16 protein-coding genes are annotated in these 14,584 nt (G+C 67.6%); 5 read left to right on the top strand and 11 right to left on the bottom strand.

Translation table 11 applies throughout. The annotated features are described in order from the left end of the window. Nucleotides 1–93 precede the first annotated feature (93 nt). The 5 genes from JOF48_RS14735 to fabF all read left to right on the top strand — a co-directional run bounded on the left by JOF48_RS14735 (nt 94) and on the right by fabF (nt 5,232). Nucleotides 94–1,344 (top strand): PucR family transcriptional regulator, encoded by a 1,251-nt coding sequence (locus JOF48_RS14735; protein WP_209681851.1) that lies wholly within the window; start codon nt 94–96, stop codon nt 1,342–1,344. A 143-nt stretch (nt 1,345–1,487) separates the two neighbouring features. Continuing rightward, a complete protein-coding gene (locus JOF48_RS14730; RefSeq protein ID WP_209681850.1) occupies nt 1,488–2,432 on the top strand; it encodes an ACP S-malonyltransferase in 945 nt (314 codons plus the stop codon). Continuing rightward, nucleotides 2,429–3,490, top strand: a complete 1,062-nt coding sequence (locus tag JOF48_RS14725; protein ID WP_209681849.1) for a beta-ketoacyl-ACP synthase III — start codon at nt 2,429–2,431, stop codon at nt 3,488–3,490. The genes JOF48_RS14730 and JOF48_RS14725 overlap by 4 nt, the downstream gene beginning before the upstream one ends. A 94-nt stretch (nt 3,491–3,584) precedes the next feature. Continuing rightward, nucleotides 3,585–3,830, top strand: a complete 246-nt coding sequence (locus JOF48_RS14720; RefSeq protein ID WP_038462997.1) for an acyl carrier protein — start codon at nt 3,585–3,587, stop codon at nt 3,828–3,830. A gap of 139 nt (nt 3,831–3,969) precedes the next feature. Then, the gene (gene fabF / locus JOF48_RS14715) at nt 3,970–5,232 is read left to right on the top strand and encodes a beta-ketoacyl-ACP synthase II (protein ID WP_209681848.1); all 1,263 of its coding nucleotides are present in this window, start codon (nt 3,970–3,972) and stop codon (nt 5,230–5,232) included. A gap of 108 nt (nt 5,233–5,340) precedes the next feature. Here fabF and JOF48_RS14710 read toward each other — a convergent pair whose 3' ends face one another. The 11 genes from JOF48_RS14710 to rplS all read right to left on the bottom strand — a co-directional run bounded on the left by JOF48_RS14710 (nt 5,341) and on the right by rplS (nt 14,579). Then, nucleotides 5,341–5,844, bottom strand: coding sequence for a DUF3145 domain-containing protein (locus tag JOF48_RS14710; protein ID WP_209681847.1), 504 nt, complete (start codon nt 5,842–5,844; stop codon nt 5,341–5,343). Nucleotides 5,845–6,048: 204 nt separating this feature from the next. Continuing rightward, nucleotides 6,049–6,984: a tyrosine recombinase XerC gene (locus JOF48_RS14705; RefSeq protein WP_209681846.1), complete on the bottom strand. Its 936-nt coding sequence runs from the start codon at nt 6,982–6,984 to the stop codon at nt 6,049–6,051. Between the two features lie 63 nt (nt 6,985–7,047). Then, nucleotides 7,048–8,082, bottom strand: a complete 1,035-nt coding sequence (locus tag JOF48_RS14700) for an LCP family protein (RefSeq protein WP_209681845.1) — start codon at nt 8,080–8,082, stop codon at nt 7,048–7,050. Between the two features lie 104 nt (nt 8,083–8,186). Further along, the gene (gene dprA, locus JOF48_RS14695) at nt 8,187–9,347 is read right to left on the bottom strand and encodes a DNA-processing protein DprA (RefSeq protein ID WP_209684589.1); all 1,161 of its coding nucleotides are present in this window, start codon (nt 9,345–9,347) and stop codon (nt 8,187–8,189) included. Between the two features lie 133 nt (nt 9,348–9,480). Beyond that, on the bottom strand, nt 9,481–11,028 hold the full coding sequence (locus tag JOF48_RS14690) for a YifB family Mg chelatase-like AAA ATPase (RefSeq protein WP_209681843.1): 1,548 nt from the start codon (nt 11,026–11,028) through the stop codon (nt 9,481–9,483). After that, entirely contained in the window at nt 11,028–11,384 is a 357-nt protein-coding gene (locus tag JOF48_RS14685) for a YraN family protein (protein WP_209681842.1), read from the bottom strand. Before JOF48_RS14685 ends, JOF48_RS14690 begins: the two co-directional genes overlap by 1 nt. 221 nt (nt 11,385–11,605) lie before the next feature. After that, a complete protein-coding gene (locus tag JOF48_RS14680) occupies nt 11,606–11,938 on the bottom strand; it encodes a DUF2469 domain-containing protein (protein WP_203313411.1) in 333 nt (110 codons plus the stop codon). A gap of 56 nt (nt 11,939–11,994) precedes the next feature. Beyond that, nucleotides 11,995–12,669, bottom strand: a complete 675-nt coding sequence (locus JOF48_RS14675) for a ribonuclease HII (protein ID WP_209681840.1) — start codon at nt 12,667–12,669, stop codon at nt 11,995–11,997. Further along, a complete protein-coding gene (lepB, locus tag JOF48_RS14670) occupies nt 12,669–13,523 on the bottom strand; it encodes a signal peptidase I (RefSeq protein ID WP_209681838.1) in 855 nt (284 codons plus the stop codon). Before lepB (JOF48_RS14670) ends, JOF48_RS14675 begins: the two co-directional genes overlap by 1 nt. 32 nt (nt 13,524–13,555) lie before the next feature. After that, nucleotides 13,556–14,206, bottom strand: a complete 651-nt coding sequence (gene lepB / locus JOF48_RS14665) for a signal peptidase I (protein WP_209681837.1) — start codon at nt 14,204–14,206, stop codon at nt 13,556–13,558. Nucleotides 14,207–14,219: 13 nt separating this feature from the next. Next, on the bottom strand, nt 14,220–14,579 hold the full coding sequence (gene rplS, locus JOF48_RS14660; RefSeq protein ID WP_209681835.1) for a 50S ribosomal protein L19: 360 nt from the start codon (nt 14,577–14,579) through the stop codon (nt 14,220–14,222). Between the last annotated feature and the right edge of the window lie 5 nt (nt 14,580–14,584).

Raw genomic sequence — 14,584 nt, 5'->3', positions numbered from 1 at the left:
CAAACGGTGCGGGCATGGAACTGCAGGGCACGGCCTGACTTGTGGGATTCACACAAATAGCACCGGAGCTAGGTTTGCACCTATCCTCAAGGAATGGCATCACAGCAGACACCTCCGGCAAAGAACACCGGGCCCACCCGGTCTCCCGAAACCCTGGCACGGCTGCGGGCCAACATCGGCACCCTCTCCACCATGATGCGCAAGGAACTGGAGGAGACGCTGCCCTGGTATCGGCGGCTGAGCGCCGATGAACGATCGGCCTTGGGCCTTGTGGCCCAAAACGGCATCAACGCCTTTGTTTCCTGGTACGAGCAGCCTTCCTCCCCCAGCTGGGTGCTCTCCGACGTCTTCGGCACCGCACCGACGGAACTGACCCGGTCCATCAGCCTGCAGCGTGCCCTGCAGCTAATCCGCACCGTGGTCCAGGTAGTCGAGGACAGGGTCCCGGAGCTGGCCACGGCCGGCGAGCAGGTGGCCCTGCGGGAGGCCGTGCTGCGCTACTCGCGCGAGGTGGCGTTTGCCGCAGCGGATGTCTACGCACGGGCTGCAGAGAACCGCGGCGCATGGGACACGCGTCTGGAAGCGCTGGCAGTGGACGGGATCCTGCGCGGCGAAAACACCGACGCCCTGCAGTCGCGGATTTCGGCACTGGGCTGGACCTCGCACGGCAACTTCACGATCATGGTGGGCCCCGCCCCTTCGGAAGCCAACGCATCGTTCCTGGGCAACTTGCGCCGTTCCGCAGCCCGTTTTGCCGAGGACGTCATGGTGGGCATCCAGGGTGACAGGCTCATTCTCGTCCTGGGCAATGTACGCAACCCGGAGTCCGCCCATGCGCGGCTCAGCGAGTTGTTCGCCCCGGGTCCCGTGGTCTACGGGCCGCTGGCCGTCACACTGACGGAAGCCACGGCGTCTGCCAAGGCCGCCTTCGCCGGAGTGTCCGTGGCCCGCGGCTGGTCGGGCGCGCCCCGTCCCGTCTCTGCCGAGGACCTGCTGCCGGAACGGGTCATCGGCGGTGACGATTCCGCCCGCAAGACACTGCTCAACGGCATCTACCGTCCCCTCGTGGCAGCCTCAAACGGCCTCATCGAGACCCTCAGCAGCTACCTCCAGGGCGGCCATTCGCTGGAGGCCGCCGCACGGGAATTGTTTGTCCACTCCAACACGGTCCGCTACCGCCTGCGCCGGGTCACCGACGTCACGGGGTGGGACCCGCTGATCCCCCGTGAGGCGTTCGTGCTCCAGACCGCGCTGATCGTGGGCCGCCTGTCCGCACCTCGGACGGGGGCATCCAAGGCCGGACACGGCAAGCCGGCCGCCGCCCCGGCACCGCCCCTGCCCTGACCCTCGTTCCCCAATTCACACGAAGGACGTCATCGATGCGGCCCGCGCAGCGCAGCTATTGTAGACTTCCTACAAATTGTGCTCACGAGCTTGGTGCATGAAAACACCGTGAAAATGCCGATAAGTTTGGAAAGCTGGTTAATGTGCTTGCAATAGTCTGCCCGGGTCAGGGCTCCCAATCCCCAGGATTCCTTTCACCGTGGCTGGAACTGCCCGGAGTTGCGGAACAACTTGCCTCCCTGAGCGAAGCCGCCGGGATCGACCTCGCCGCCCACGGCACCACCTCGGACGCCGAAACCATCAAGGACACCGCCGTTGCGCAGCCCTTGATCGTGGCCGCCGGCCTCATCACCGCCGCCGCCCTGCTGGACGGCACGGACCTGGCTCCCGCAGCAACAGTCGTCGCCGGCCACTCCGTCGGTGAGATCACCGCCGCCGCACTTACCGGCACGCTCTCCAACGCCGACGCCATGGCGTTTGTGCGTGAACGCGCCAACCGCATGGCCGACGCCGCCGCCACCACCCCCACGGGCATGGCCGCCGTGGTGGGCGGGGACCCGGACGAGGTCCTGGCCGCCATCGCCGCCGCCGGGCTCACCCCCGCCAACATGAACTCCAAGGGCCAGACGGTTGCCGCCGGCACGCTGGAGCAGATCGCCGCCCTGGTGGCCGCCCCGCCCGCCAAGGCCCGCGTCATCCCGCTGCAGGTCGCCGGCGCCTTCCACACCCACCACATGGCCCCGGCCGTTTCCGCCCTGGAGGCCCTCGCGCCGTCACTGGCCCCGCACACCCCCAAGGTGCCGCTGCTCTCCAACTACGACGGCGCCGTCGTCACTTCCGGGGAAGCGGCACTTGAGTCGCTCATCGCCCAGGTGTCGCGGCCCGTCCGCTGGGACCTGTGCATGGAAACCATGTCCGCCATGGGCGTCGCCGGGCTGGTCGAGCTGGCCCCTGCAGGCACCCTGACCGGGCTGGCCAAGCGCGGCATGGCCGGTGTGGCCACCGTCGCCGTCAAGACCCCCGATGACCTCGACGCTGCCCGGGCATTGCTGGCAGCACACACCTCGCCGGAAGCAGGAACACTGTGAGCACCCCCACCCTGAAGCAGAACGCCACCCGGGCAGGCGCCCGCATTTTGGGCATCGGCGCCTACCGCCCGTCGGTGATTGTCACCAACGAGGACGTGTGCCAGTGGATCGACTCCTCCGATGAGTGGATCCAGCAGCGCACCGGCATCATTACCCGCCACCGCGCCCCGAAGGACGTCTCCGTCGTGGACATGGCGGTTGCCGCCGGTGCCGAGGCCATCGAGAAAGCCGGCATTGAGCCGTCACAGATTGGTGCAGTGCTGGTCTCGACGGTGACGCACCCCTACGCCACGCCGTCGGCCGCAGCCCAGATCGCCGACCGCCTCGGCGCCACCCCGGCCCCGGCCTTCGACATCTCCGCCGCCTGCGCCGGCTACTGCTACGGCGTGGCCCAGGCCGATTCCCTGGTCCGTTCCGGCACCGCCGACTACGTCCTGGTGATCGGCGCGGAGAAGCTCTCCGACGTCATCGACAACCACGAGCGCACCATCTCCTTCCTGCTCGGCGATGGCGCCGGCGCCGTGGTGATCGGCCCCTCCGACGAGCCGGGCATCAGCCCCTCGGTGTGGGGCTCGGACGGCAGCAAGTGGGACACGATCGGCATGACCCACTCGCAGCTGGACATCCGGGACTTCAGCCTCGAAGCGATGAAGGGCGACGGCGTTGCCCTCGCCGCCGCGGACGAGGCCCACTCCACACTGTGGCCCACCCTGCGCCAGGACGGCCAGACGGTGTTCCGCTGGGCAGTCTGGGAGATGGCCAAGATGGCGAAGAAGGCCCTGGCCGACGCCGGCATTACGGCCGCCGACCTCGGCGCATTTGTGCCGCATCAGGCCAACATGCGCATCATCGACGAACTTGCCAAGCAGCTGAAGCTGCCCGAGCATGTCATCATCGGCCGCGACATCGCCGACGCCGGCAACACCTCGGCGGCGTCGATTCCGCTGGCAACACACCGCCTGCTCGCCGAGAACCCCGAGCTCTCCGGTAAACTTTCGCTTCAGATCGGCTTTGGTGCCGGACTGGTGTTTGGCGCCCAAGTGGTGCGCCTTCCCTAACAAACGTATCTGGCCACAACCGTGGCCTGGTCAACATGCCTGAACAGATCAAAACCTTGGTCTTGCGCAAACATATATAGAAAAGGAGCCGTCAATGGCTAGCAACGAAGAAATCCTGGCCGGATTGGCCGAAATCGTCAACGAAGAGACCGGCCTTGCCCCCGAGGCTGTGGAGCTGGACAAGTCCTTCACGGATGACCTGGACATCGACTCCATCTCCATGATGACCATTGTTGTCAACGCCGAAGAGAAGTTCGACGTGAAGATCCCGGACGAGGAAGTCAAGAACCTCAAGACCGTCGGCGACGCTGTCAGCTTCATCGCAGGCGCGCAGGCATAAGCTTTCGCTTGTGTTGCGCCCCGTCCGCCGCGGCGGACCGGGGACTGGTGGTTGGCCGGATATGCAGGACACCGGCCAACCACTGTTTTTCCTTTTACGTTTAGTACCTGCCCACTATTTTTTTGCAGAGAGTTGAACCATGGCCCGCAAAGTAGTCATCACCGGCTTGGGCGCCACGACGCCCATTGGCGGCGACGTCCCGACCATGTGGAAGAACGCCCTCAAGGGTGTTTCCGGCGCCCACACCCTCACCGACGATTGGGTGGAGAAATACGACCTCCCCGTCCACTTCGCCGCCAAGGTCACCACTCCTGCCTCAGAGGTCCTGAGCCGCGTTGAAGCCAAGCGCATGGACCCCTCAACCCAGTTCGCCGTCGTCGCCGCCCGCGAAGCCTGGAAGGACTCCGGCATTGAGGAGATCGACCACGACCGCCTGGCCGTGGCCTTCGCCACCGGCATCGGTGGCGTCTGGACGCTCCTGGACGCGTGGGACACCCTGCGTGAAAAGGGCCCGCGCCGCGTGCTGCCCATGACCGTGCCCATGCTGATGCCCAACGGCCCCGCCGCCGCCGTCAGCCTGGACCTGGGCGCCCGCGCCGGCGCCCACACTCCGGTCTCGGCCTGTGCCTCCGGAACCGAGGCCCTGCACATCGCCCTGGAGCTCATCCGTTCGGGCAAGGCCGACGTCGTGATGGCCGGCGGCGCCGAGGCTGCCATCCACCCGCTGCCCATGGCGTCGTTTGCCGCCATGCAGGCGCTGTCCAAGCGCAACGACTCCCCGGAGACGGCATCGCGGCCCTACGACGTGAACCGCGACGGCTTCGTCATGGGCGAAGGCGCAGGCGCGCTGGTGCTTGAGGCCGAGGAGCACGCACTGGCCCGCGGCGCCCGCATCTACGGCGAGCTGGCCGGCACGTCCGTAACTGCCGACGCCTACCACATCACGGCCCCGGACCCCGAGGGCCTGGGCGCCACCCGCGCCCTGAAGGCTGCGCTGTTTGACGCGCGCGCCCTGCCCGAGGACGTCTGCCACGTCAACGCGCACGCCACCTCCACTCCCGTGGGCGACCGCCCCGAGTACACCGCGCTGAAGGCCGCCCTGGGCGAGCACGTCAACAACGTGTGCGTCTCGGCCACCAAGTCGCAGACCGGCCACCTCTTGGGTGCGTCCGGCGCGGTGGAGTCCGTGCTGACCGTCCTGGCCGTATACCACCGCCTGGCGCCGGTCACCATCAACCTGGAGAACCAGGACCCGGAAATCCCGCTCGATGTGGTCACGGGAACCCCGCGCGAACTGCCTGAGGGCGAGGTCATGGCGTTGAACAACTCCTTCGGCTTCGGCGGGCACAACGCCGTTGTTGCCATCCGCAGCACCGGCCCCAAGGTTGAGCTGGCCGGCTAGGCAGCCTGCACGCAAACGGCCCGCAGCCGGCAGCGAAAATCTCCCGAAGGGGAATTTTCGCCGCCTGCTGCGGGCCGTCTGTTTAAGTTGTTTTGCAGGCGCGGAGCGCTATCCCACGTGGTGGAGCCAGCGGACGTTGGCCCCTGCCGCGGCATGGCGGAAGGGTTCCAGCTCCTCGTCCCAGGCCTCCCCCAGGGCGAGCGAGAGTTCGTGGTAGACGGCGGCGGGAACGCCCTTGCCCGTTTCATAGGCATAGCGGATCCGGTCCTCGGAGACCATGATGTTCCCGTGCACGTCCGTCACTGCGTGGAAGATGCCAAGTTCGGGGGTGTGTGACCAGCGTGAACCGTCAACGCCGGCGCTGGGCTCCTCGGTGACCTCGTAGCGCACATTGGCCCAGCCTCGGAGGGCGGATGCCAGCCGTGCACCTGTTCCGGCCGGGCCGCGCCAAGCGTACTCCGTGCGCAGCACATTGGGCGCAGCGGGCTGTGCAGTCCACTGCAGGTCCGTGCGCTGATCCATCACCCCGGCAATGGATGACTCGATATGTGGGCACATGACAGCAGGGGCTGAGTGTACATACAGGACACCGCGCGTGGTTTCTACCTTCATTCCATCCTCCATTGCAGTAGGTGCGTCTTCCCCAACGACCTTCTCCTGGATGAAATTATGCAGGCGCGGAACCGTAAAACAGGCCCCCAATTGTCCGGACTAATCGTCCGTCCCCTAGTTCTAATGCGTTGACTGACTCTCATTGTGCCGTAGCAAGGGCGATTGCGCCACCGCAACATCCCGAAATCACCGCTTTTGGGTGAATTATGCGCGCGGATGCGCCGAACGGTAGCCCTCACGCAGCCGCTCCACCGACACATGAGTGTAAAGCTGTGTCGTGGCCAGCGAACTGTGCCCAAGGATTTCCTGCACGGCTCGCAGGTCCGCCCCGCCGTCCAGCAAGTGTGTCGCGGCCGAGTGCCGCAGCGCGTGCGGGCCTGTGGCCGAGGTGTCCCCCAGCGAGGCGAGGCCCCTGTCGACGAACTTCCGCACGGTGCGCGGGTCGATGCGCCCGCCGCGCATGCCGAGGAACAGGGCGGCACCGCTGTGGGGCTGGAGCAGTTTCCCCCGGCCGTGCGCCAGCCAACGCCCCAACGCCGTGTCGGCCGGCACCCCGAAGGGCACGGCCCGCTCCTTGTCGCCCTTGCCCAGGACGGTGACTGTGCGGCGTTCCCGGTTGACGCCGTCGATGTCCAGGCCCGCCAACTCCCCCACTCGAATGCCGGTGGCATAGAGCAGTTCAACGACGGCCAGGTCCCGCAGCGCTACTGGGTCCAGGTCGCGGGCTGCCGCCGCCATCCCATCGAGCAGCCGGGTGAGCTGCTGCTGTTGCAGGACGGCCGGCAGTGTCTTTTCCAGCTTGGGTGCCTTAAGCCTGAGGGCCGGGTCCAGGGAGATGATGCCTTCGCGTTCGGCCCAGGCGGTGAAGTTCCGGGCTACGCTGGCCCGCCTGGAAAGCGTGGCCCGGGCCAGCCCTGCGGTGTTTTGTTCACCCAGCCAGCGGCGCATGGAGGCCAGGTCCAGCTGTGACCAGTCCGTGGCGCCGTCGGCCACCATGTGGATGAGCAGGGTGTCCAGGTCGCCCCGGTAGGCGCGGATGGTGTGCTCGGACCGGCCGCGTTCGGCCCGCAGGTAGCGTTCATATCCGTCGACGGCCCGGGCCAGTGCAGGGGGCAGGGCGCTGCGTTCTTCTTCATCCACCCTTCAACTGTGCGGTGCGGACGGTGCGAGGGCAAGCTGCCCCGCCGGACGTGCGGGTATTTGCTAGCCGGGCCCGGCCGTGGCCAGGTACGTGCCGAGGGTGTCATCCTTCAGTGCCTTGCTGATGGCGGCGATGGCGGCGTCGTCACGGAGCACTATTGACTGCCCGTCGGCACTCGTACCGGTGCCCAGGGTGGGCAGGGTGAAGGAGTGGACATCACTGCCCCGCACGCCGTTGAGGCTTACGGCCAGCTCCGCCACGGCGGCGGCGTCGAGCCCCCGGTCCACGCTGATGTAGGGGGAAACCTTGCCCACCAGGTCGCTGATCTTGAGGGGGTTGGCCAGGGTGGCCGGCGTCAGGACCGTGTTGAGGACGGCCTTGAGGAAAATCTGCTGGTCTTTCACTCGTTGGTAGTCGCCGTCGGAAAAGGCGTAGCGTTCGCGGACAAAGGCAAGGGCCTGGTCCCCGTTCAGCTTCTGCGGGCCCGCGGCAAAGCTGTGGGATCCGTCCATGGAGGTGAAGGCCAGCGGCACGTCCACCTCAACCCCGCCGAGGGCATCCGTGATGGCCTTGAACCCCTCGAAGTCAACGATGGCCACGTGGTCGATCCTGCTGCCGAACATGCCCTCAAGCGTCTGCACCACGAGAGGGATGCCGCCATAGGCCATGGCCGCATTGATCTTGGCAGGTCCCACGCCCGGGATGTCCACCCAGGTGTCGCGCATGACGGACATCATGTAAATGTTCTTCCGGTCCGCAGGGATGTGGACCCACAGCATGGTGTCCGAGCGCTGGTTCGAGGCGCCGCCCTGTTCGGCAATGTTGACGGAGTCGCCTCGGCTGTCACTGCCAAGAAGCAGGATGTTCATGGCATTGGCGGCCGGGCCGGCCGTGGGTTTTTCCGGCCGAAGCGTTTCTGCCGGGAACGCGCTGGGGATCTTCACGGTCTGTGAGTCAAAGCTGCGTGCCAGGCTGGCCAGGTACGCCACGGCGATGAGCACCGCAACCAGGACCAGCCCCAGCGCGGACAGCAGGACCGTGCGCCGGCGGTTTCTCCGCCTGCGCAGCGGAACAGCTGGAAGCTCATCGATGCCCATGTGCCCATCCTGCCACCGCCCTGCCGCTTTTGTCTGCCGTTTGTGGCACTCTCCCAGCAAGCCCGCAGGCAGGCGCCGGCAGGCCCGCGGGCCGGGCGCCGGGTCTACTGTCCCTTCCGCTTCCAGCCGCCGCTGCCGGGCTGCGCCAGCCCGAGCGATTCAAGGCGGCCCAGCCCGGACAGGACGGTGGCCGGGCTCAGGCCTGCCACCACGCACAACTTCTCCAAGGTGGTGGCGGTCCGCAGCGGAAGGGCGTCCAGGAGCAGGAGGTCGGATGTGCCCAGCCCGTCGTACAGGGCTGCTTCGACGGGCTGCTCGGTGCCCAGGTTCTCCCCCGCACCGCCGGCGAGCTCGGCCACGTCCGCGGCGTCGGTTACACAGATGGCGGCGCCGTCACGCAGCAGCCGGTGGCAGCCGGCCGAGTTGGCGGAATAGACGGAGCCCGGCACGGCGCCGACCATCCGGCTGAGCATCTCGGCGTGGCGGGCGGTGTTCAATGCACCCGATCGCCAGCGGGCCTCAACAACCACCGTCACCTGGCACAAGGCTGCGATCAGCCTGTTCCGCTGCAAAAAGCGGTAGCGCGTCGGGTTGGTTCCAGGCGGCACCTCTGCCACCACGAGTCCGCGCCCGGCGATGGTTCGCAGCAGCTCGTCGTTGCCTGAAGGGTAGAACCTGTCCACTCCTCCGGCCATGACGGCGATGGTGGCCGGCTGCGGCGTGCCGGGGCCGGCCGGGGTGCCGCCGGCGGTGGCGCTCAGCGCACCGCGGTGGGCGTTGGCGTCTATGCCGTAGGCGCCGCCGCTGACGACGGTATAGCCGCGCTGCACCAGGGAATGGGTGATCTCTGCCGTGACGTTGGCGCCGTAGCTGGTGCTGTCGCGCGAGCCGACGACGGCGATGCAGCGTTCCTGCGCCGGAATGGCCGGGGCCGTGCCCCGGCACCACAGGGCAATGGGCGCTGCCAGCTCCAGGTCCGCCAGCCCCTGCGGCCATTGGGGGTCCTCAGGCACCAGCAGCCGACCGCCCAGCCGGTCCACAGTGGCCAGGTCCCGTTCGGGTGCGAGGTCCGCCAGGCGGGGGCGCCACCGTTCCAGAGCCGCGGCCAACCCGTCCCACCGCGGGGTGCCGGAGTCCTGCAGGACTTCGGTCATTTCTTGTTCCACCCCCGGATTGGTGGTGTTGCTGCTGCGGATGAAGCCCAGCGCTTCCTCGGGTCCCAGCAGCCTGATGAGGGCCAGCCCCGGGAGGTCGGAGGGTTCCATGAGCCGGGTCAGCGCCGCCCGAGCGAGCAGCAAGGTGGTGCACCCGTCCCGCCCGCTGTTGCCGCCGCCGTCGTGGCTGTTGCCGCTGCTGCCTGCATCGCTATTGTTGCTGTTCACAATCCCTCTCCTCGCTTCACAGTCCTTCGCCCCGCTGGCGCAGCGTCAGTGCCAGGCCGACGTCGTCGCTGTCCGGCAGGTCCCTGCCGTGCAGGTCCGCCACGGTCCAGGCGAGCCGCAGGACGCGGTCGTATCCCCGGGCGCTGAGCACTCCCGTGCCCATGGCCCGGTCAAGCAGTGCGGTGCGGTGGCCGTCCAGCCGCAGGGGTCCGCGCAGTATCCGTCCGGTCAGTTCCGCATTGTGCACCAGTCCCCACCGGTCCAGCCGCTCTCTGGCCACGCTCCGGGCCAACTGCACCCGTTGGGCGACGTCGGCCGTGGATTCCCCGGGCCCGGTGCCGGCCAGTTGGGACAGCTGGACCTTGTTGACCTGGAGTTGGATGTCGACCCGGTCCAGCAGCGGCCCGGACAGGCGGCCAAAGTAACGCCGCCTCGCCATAGGCGTGCATTCGCAGTCGACGCCCTTGCCGGTGACCTTGCCGCAAGGGCAGGGGTTCGCTGCCAGCACCAGCTGGAACCGCGCCGGATAGGCGGCCGTTCCGGCCGAGCGGTGGAGCACCAGCTCCCCGCTCTCCAGGGGCTGGCGCAGGGCGTCAAGCACCCGCTTGTCGAACTCGGGCGCCTCATCCAGGAACAACACGCCCCTGTGGGCCCGTGAGGCGGCGCCAGGGCGCGGGATGCCGCTGCCTCCGCCGATGATCGCGGCCGTGCTGGCTGAGTGGTGCGGATGCTCAAACGGGGGCCGGCGCACCAGTTCCAGCGGCCCCGATGCCCTGTGCTCGAGGGAATGGATGGCCGTAACCTCCATGGCATCCCCGTCGGCAAGGTCCGGCAACAGCCCGGGCAGCCGTTCGGCCAGCATGGTCTTGCCGGATCCCGGCGGGCCCACCATCATCAGGTGGTGCCCGCCGGCTGCGGCAATTTCCAGGGCCAGCCGGGCCACGGGCTGCCCCGCCACCTCGGACAGGTCCGCAGGGGGCTCGGCCGAACCCGGTTCGGCAGCGGCCGCCTCAGGTTCAGGCTCCCGTTCGCCGGCCACGCGAACCAGCTCCTTGGGGTCGGCATTGAAGGCATAGGCCACCTCCGCCAGGCAGGAGAAGGAACGAACCCGTGCGCCCTTGACGAGCCGTGCCTCGGCCTCGTTGGCCGGCGCCACCACCACGTCCCGCCAACCCGCGGCCAGGGCCGCCAGCACGGCGGGCAGCACCCCTCGGACCGGTCGAAGCCGCCCGTCCAGGCCCAGCTCCGCAATGAACACGGTCCCTCCTGTCCCGCGCAGGTCCCCGGCCGCGTTGAGGGCCGCCATGACAATGGCCAGGTCAAATCCGGAGCCGCGCTTGGGCAGCGACGCCGGAACCAGGTTGACGGTGATCTTGCGCCGGCTCAGCGGGATCCCGGAATTCTGCGCGGCCGAGCGGATCCGCTCCCGCGCCTCGGACAGGGACGCATCGGGCAGGCCCAGCAGGATGAAGCTGGGCAGGGTCTGCCCTATGTCCGCCTCCACCTCGATCACATGGCCGTTCAGCCCCACGAGCGCCACCGCAAGGGCCCGCCCCACCCCCATCAGGCCACCCCCTTGAGATGATCGATGGCGGGCGGGGAGTCCCCGTCCATGATGATGCCGACGGCGTCAATCCGGATGCTGCCGTACACGTGCCCGTGCGCCCTCGCCCACAGCACCGCCAGCGTGCGCAGCCGGCGCAGCTTGGCCCGGGTCAGCGCCTCCAGGGGGTCGCCGTAGCGCCGCGACCGCCTCGTCTTGACCTCGACAATGACCAACTCCTGGCCGTCAATCGCCACAATGTCGATTTCACCTTCGCGGCACCGCCAGTTGCTGTCAATGACGCGGATGCCGCGGTCCTCCAGGAAGTCCGCGGCGATCCATTCACCGGCCTGCCCCAACACATCTTTTGCTCTCATCGCTGCCTCCACCACCAGCCTTGCGGAGGGCGGGGACGGGCAAAAGGACGAAAAGCCAAATTGTGGACAGCCTGCCCGGCCGCCCCGCCTGTGGAGGAATTCATCGGCGGCTGCGCGGCCCGGCCGGCCCGGCACACAGGGAAGGACGACGGCGGAAGCTGCGCTCCGCCGTCGTCCTTCAGGTTGTGGCTGGTGTGCGGCGCCGGGGCAGCCGCGGGCGGTCAGCCCAGCGTGCCGAGCTGGCCGTCCTTGGGAATCTGGAGGTCGTCGGACTTCATGAGTTCCTCGACATTGACGTCCTTGAAAGTGATGACCCGGACGTTTTTCACGAAGCGGGCGGTGCGGTAGACGTCCCACACCCAGGCGTCCTGGAGGGTCAGGTCAAAGTAGACCTCGCCGTCGGCCGATCGGGCCTGCAGGTCCACATGGTTGGCGAGGTAGAAGCGGCGTTCGGTCTCAACAACATAGCTGAACAGGTTCACCACGTCGCGGTACTCGCGGTAAAGCTGCAGTTCCATGTCTGTTTCGTAGTTTTCCAGATCCTCAGCGCTCATGGTTCCATCATCCATCACTTGGGGCCCGGTTGCCCAACGGGCGCGGCGCGGCGGGCCTATGTCAGGCGCCAGCTCCGGCGGTGGTGGTCCGTGGCGCCGAGCCTGCCGATGGCTTCGCGGTGTGCGGCCGTGCCGTAGCCCATGTTGGCCTCCCAACCGAACTCGGGGAATTTTTCGGCAAGCCCGGCCATGATGCCGTCGCGTTCCACCTTGGCCAGGACGCTGGCCGCAGCGACGGACAGGCACGTCATGTCGGCCTTGATGCGGGTCTGGATGCGCCACTGCGCCTCGGGTCCCCCGCGCCCGGGGCCGTCGGCCAGCACCGAGAAAAGGTCGGGTTCCGGTTCCGACAGCCAGTCCTGGTTGCCGTCCAGTATGACAAAGTCGGGGCGCACGACGGCGGCTGCCTGCGCCAGTGCGCGGGTGCCGGCCAGCCGCAGCGCAGCCACGAGGCCGAATTCATCGATTTCGCCGGCGGAGGCATGCCCGACGGCGCTTGCCTGCGCCCAGTCCTTGATGGCCGGGACGAGGGACTCCCGCACCGTGGTGCGCAGCAGCTTGCTGTCCTTCACGCCCGGCAGCTCGGCGGCGGTGGCGGCGTCAATGATGACAACTCCCACGCTGACGGGGCCGGCCAGGGAGCCGCGGCCCACCTCGTCGCAGCCGGCCACGACGGCGAAGCCCCGGCCTGCCAGCTCGCGTTCCCAGTCCAGGGTGGGCGAGGCTGCCATTACTTTGCGGCGGGGGCGGGCAGCGGGGAGGACACGCTGGCGCTCTTCGGATCGGGCACGCTGTCAAAGACGTCGGGGTAGTTGCCCAGGACGCCCCAGTGTGAGAGCGGCCAGGCGATGACAACGGCACGGCCCTCGACGTCCTCGATCGGCACGAAGCCGGTGTTGTTGGACGCGTAGTGGTAGCGGGAGTCCTGGGAGTTGTTGCGGTGGTCGCCCATGACCCACAGGTGGCCGGCCGGGACCGTCACGTCAAAGGGGGTGTCCGACGGGCTGGCGCCCGGGTAGAGGTACGGTTCGGTGATGGGCTCGCCGTTGATGGTCAGCTTGCCCTCGGCATTGCAGCAGATGATCCGGTCGCCCGGCAGGCCGATGACCCGCTTCACCAGGTGCTGCTGGGAGGAATCGGGCAGCAGGCCGATGAACGTCCCGGCTTCCGTGAGCCAGTTGGCGGGTGCCTGGTCCACGGGGGCCAGCCAGCCCTGGGTGTCCTTGAAGACCACCACGTCGCCGCGCTCAATCGCGATCGGCTTGGGCACCAGCAGGTTCACGAAGATCCTGTCATCGATCTGCAGCGTGTTTTCCATGGAGCCGGAGGGGATGAAGAAGGCACGGAACAGGAAGGTCTTGATCAGGAAGGACAGCACCACGGCGATGGCGATGATGGTCAGGATTTCCTTCCCCCACGCCCAGGCCTGGTGGGCCGCACGCGAGCCGGGAGTTCCGCCGTCGTCCTTGCCGGCCCGGGTGCCCGCAGCCCGGCGGGCAGACCGGTCCCACGGCCGCAAGGCCCCGTCGCCGGACTGTGTGGGTGTGCCGGTGCCGGGCTCTTGCGGCTCACTGTGGTGGTTCACGGGTCGGTTCCTTAGCAAAGTCAGAGTAAAAGTCAGCGCTGGTCGCCGTGGATCGCGTGGATCCGGGCCGGCGGCCAGATGTTGGCCACGGGCGCGCCGATGACCTTGTCGGTGGAGATCAGCCCGCCGCCGGGTGCCCCCAGCAGCGACCGTGAATCCAGGGACACGCTGCGGTGGTCGCCCATAAGCCACAACTTACCCTGCGGCACCGTGACCTCGAACACCAAATCGCTGGGCGCGTCGCCGGGGAAGAGGTAACTTTCCGTCACGGGGACGCCGTTGATTTCCAGCAGCCCCTCCGCCGAACAACATTTGACGGTGTCGCCGGCGACCCCCAGGACGCGCTTGACGTAAATGTTGTCATTGGGCACGACACCCAGCCACTGCCCGGCGGCCACAATGCCGTCCGCCACGGGTCCGGCGCCGGACTTCCAGGGTGTGAAGGATCCCCGCCCGTCAAACACCACGACGTCGCCGCGTTGGATGGGTGCGTTGGCGAAGGCCGTGCGCGAGACGAGAACCCGGTCGCCCGTGAGCAGCAGCGGCTCCATGGATTCGGACGGAATGTAGTACAGGTCCATGAACAGGTTGCGGACCAGCGCCAGGACCAGGAACAGCGCAAGAACCGCCACAACAACAAAACGCCAGCCCAGTTTCCTGGACTGGCGTTTCGCGTAAGTCAAAGTGCTTGTTCCGTTACTTGGCAGGAACGGCGTCGCGCTTTTCCTTGATCTTGGCAGCCTTGCCGCGCAGGCTGCGCATGTAGTACAGCTTGGCGCGGCGGACGTCACCCTTGGTGACAACCTCGATCTTTTCCAGGACCGGGGAGTGCACCGGGAAGGTGCGCTCGACGCCGACGCCGAAGGAGATCTTGCGGACCGTGAAGGTCTCGCGGACGCCGTCGCCCTGGCGGCCCAACACGAAGCCCTTGAAGACCTGCACACGTGAGCGTGAGCCTTCAATGATGTTCACGTGGACGTTGAGGGTGTCGCCGGCACGGAAGGCGGGGATGTCGCTGCGCAGGCTGGCTGCGTCAACGGAATCGAGAAGATGCATGTTCT

The organism is Arthrobacter stackebrandtii (genome assembly GCF_017876675.1).
GTDB classification, from domain to species: domain Bacteria; phylum Actinomycetota; class Actinomycetes; order Actinomycetales; family Micrococcaceae; genus Specibacter; species Specibacter stackebrandtii.
The sequence above is the reverse complement of the archived record's forward strand: the minus strand, read 5'-3'. Positions and strand labels throughout refer to the sequence as shown.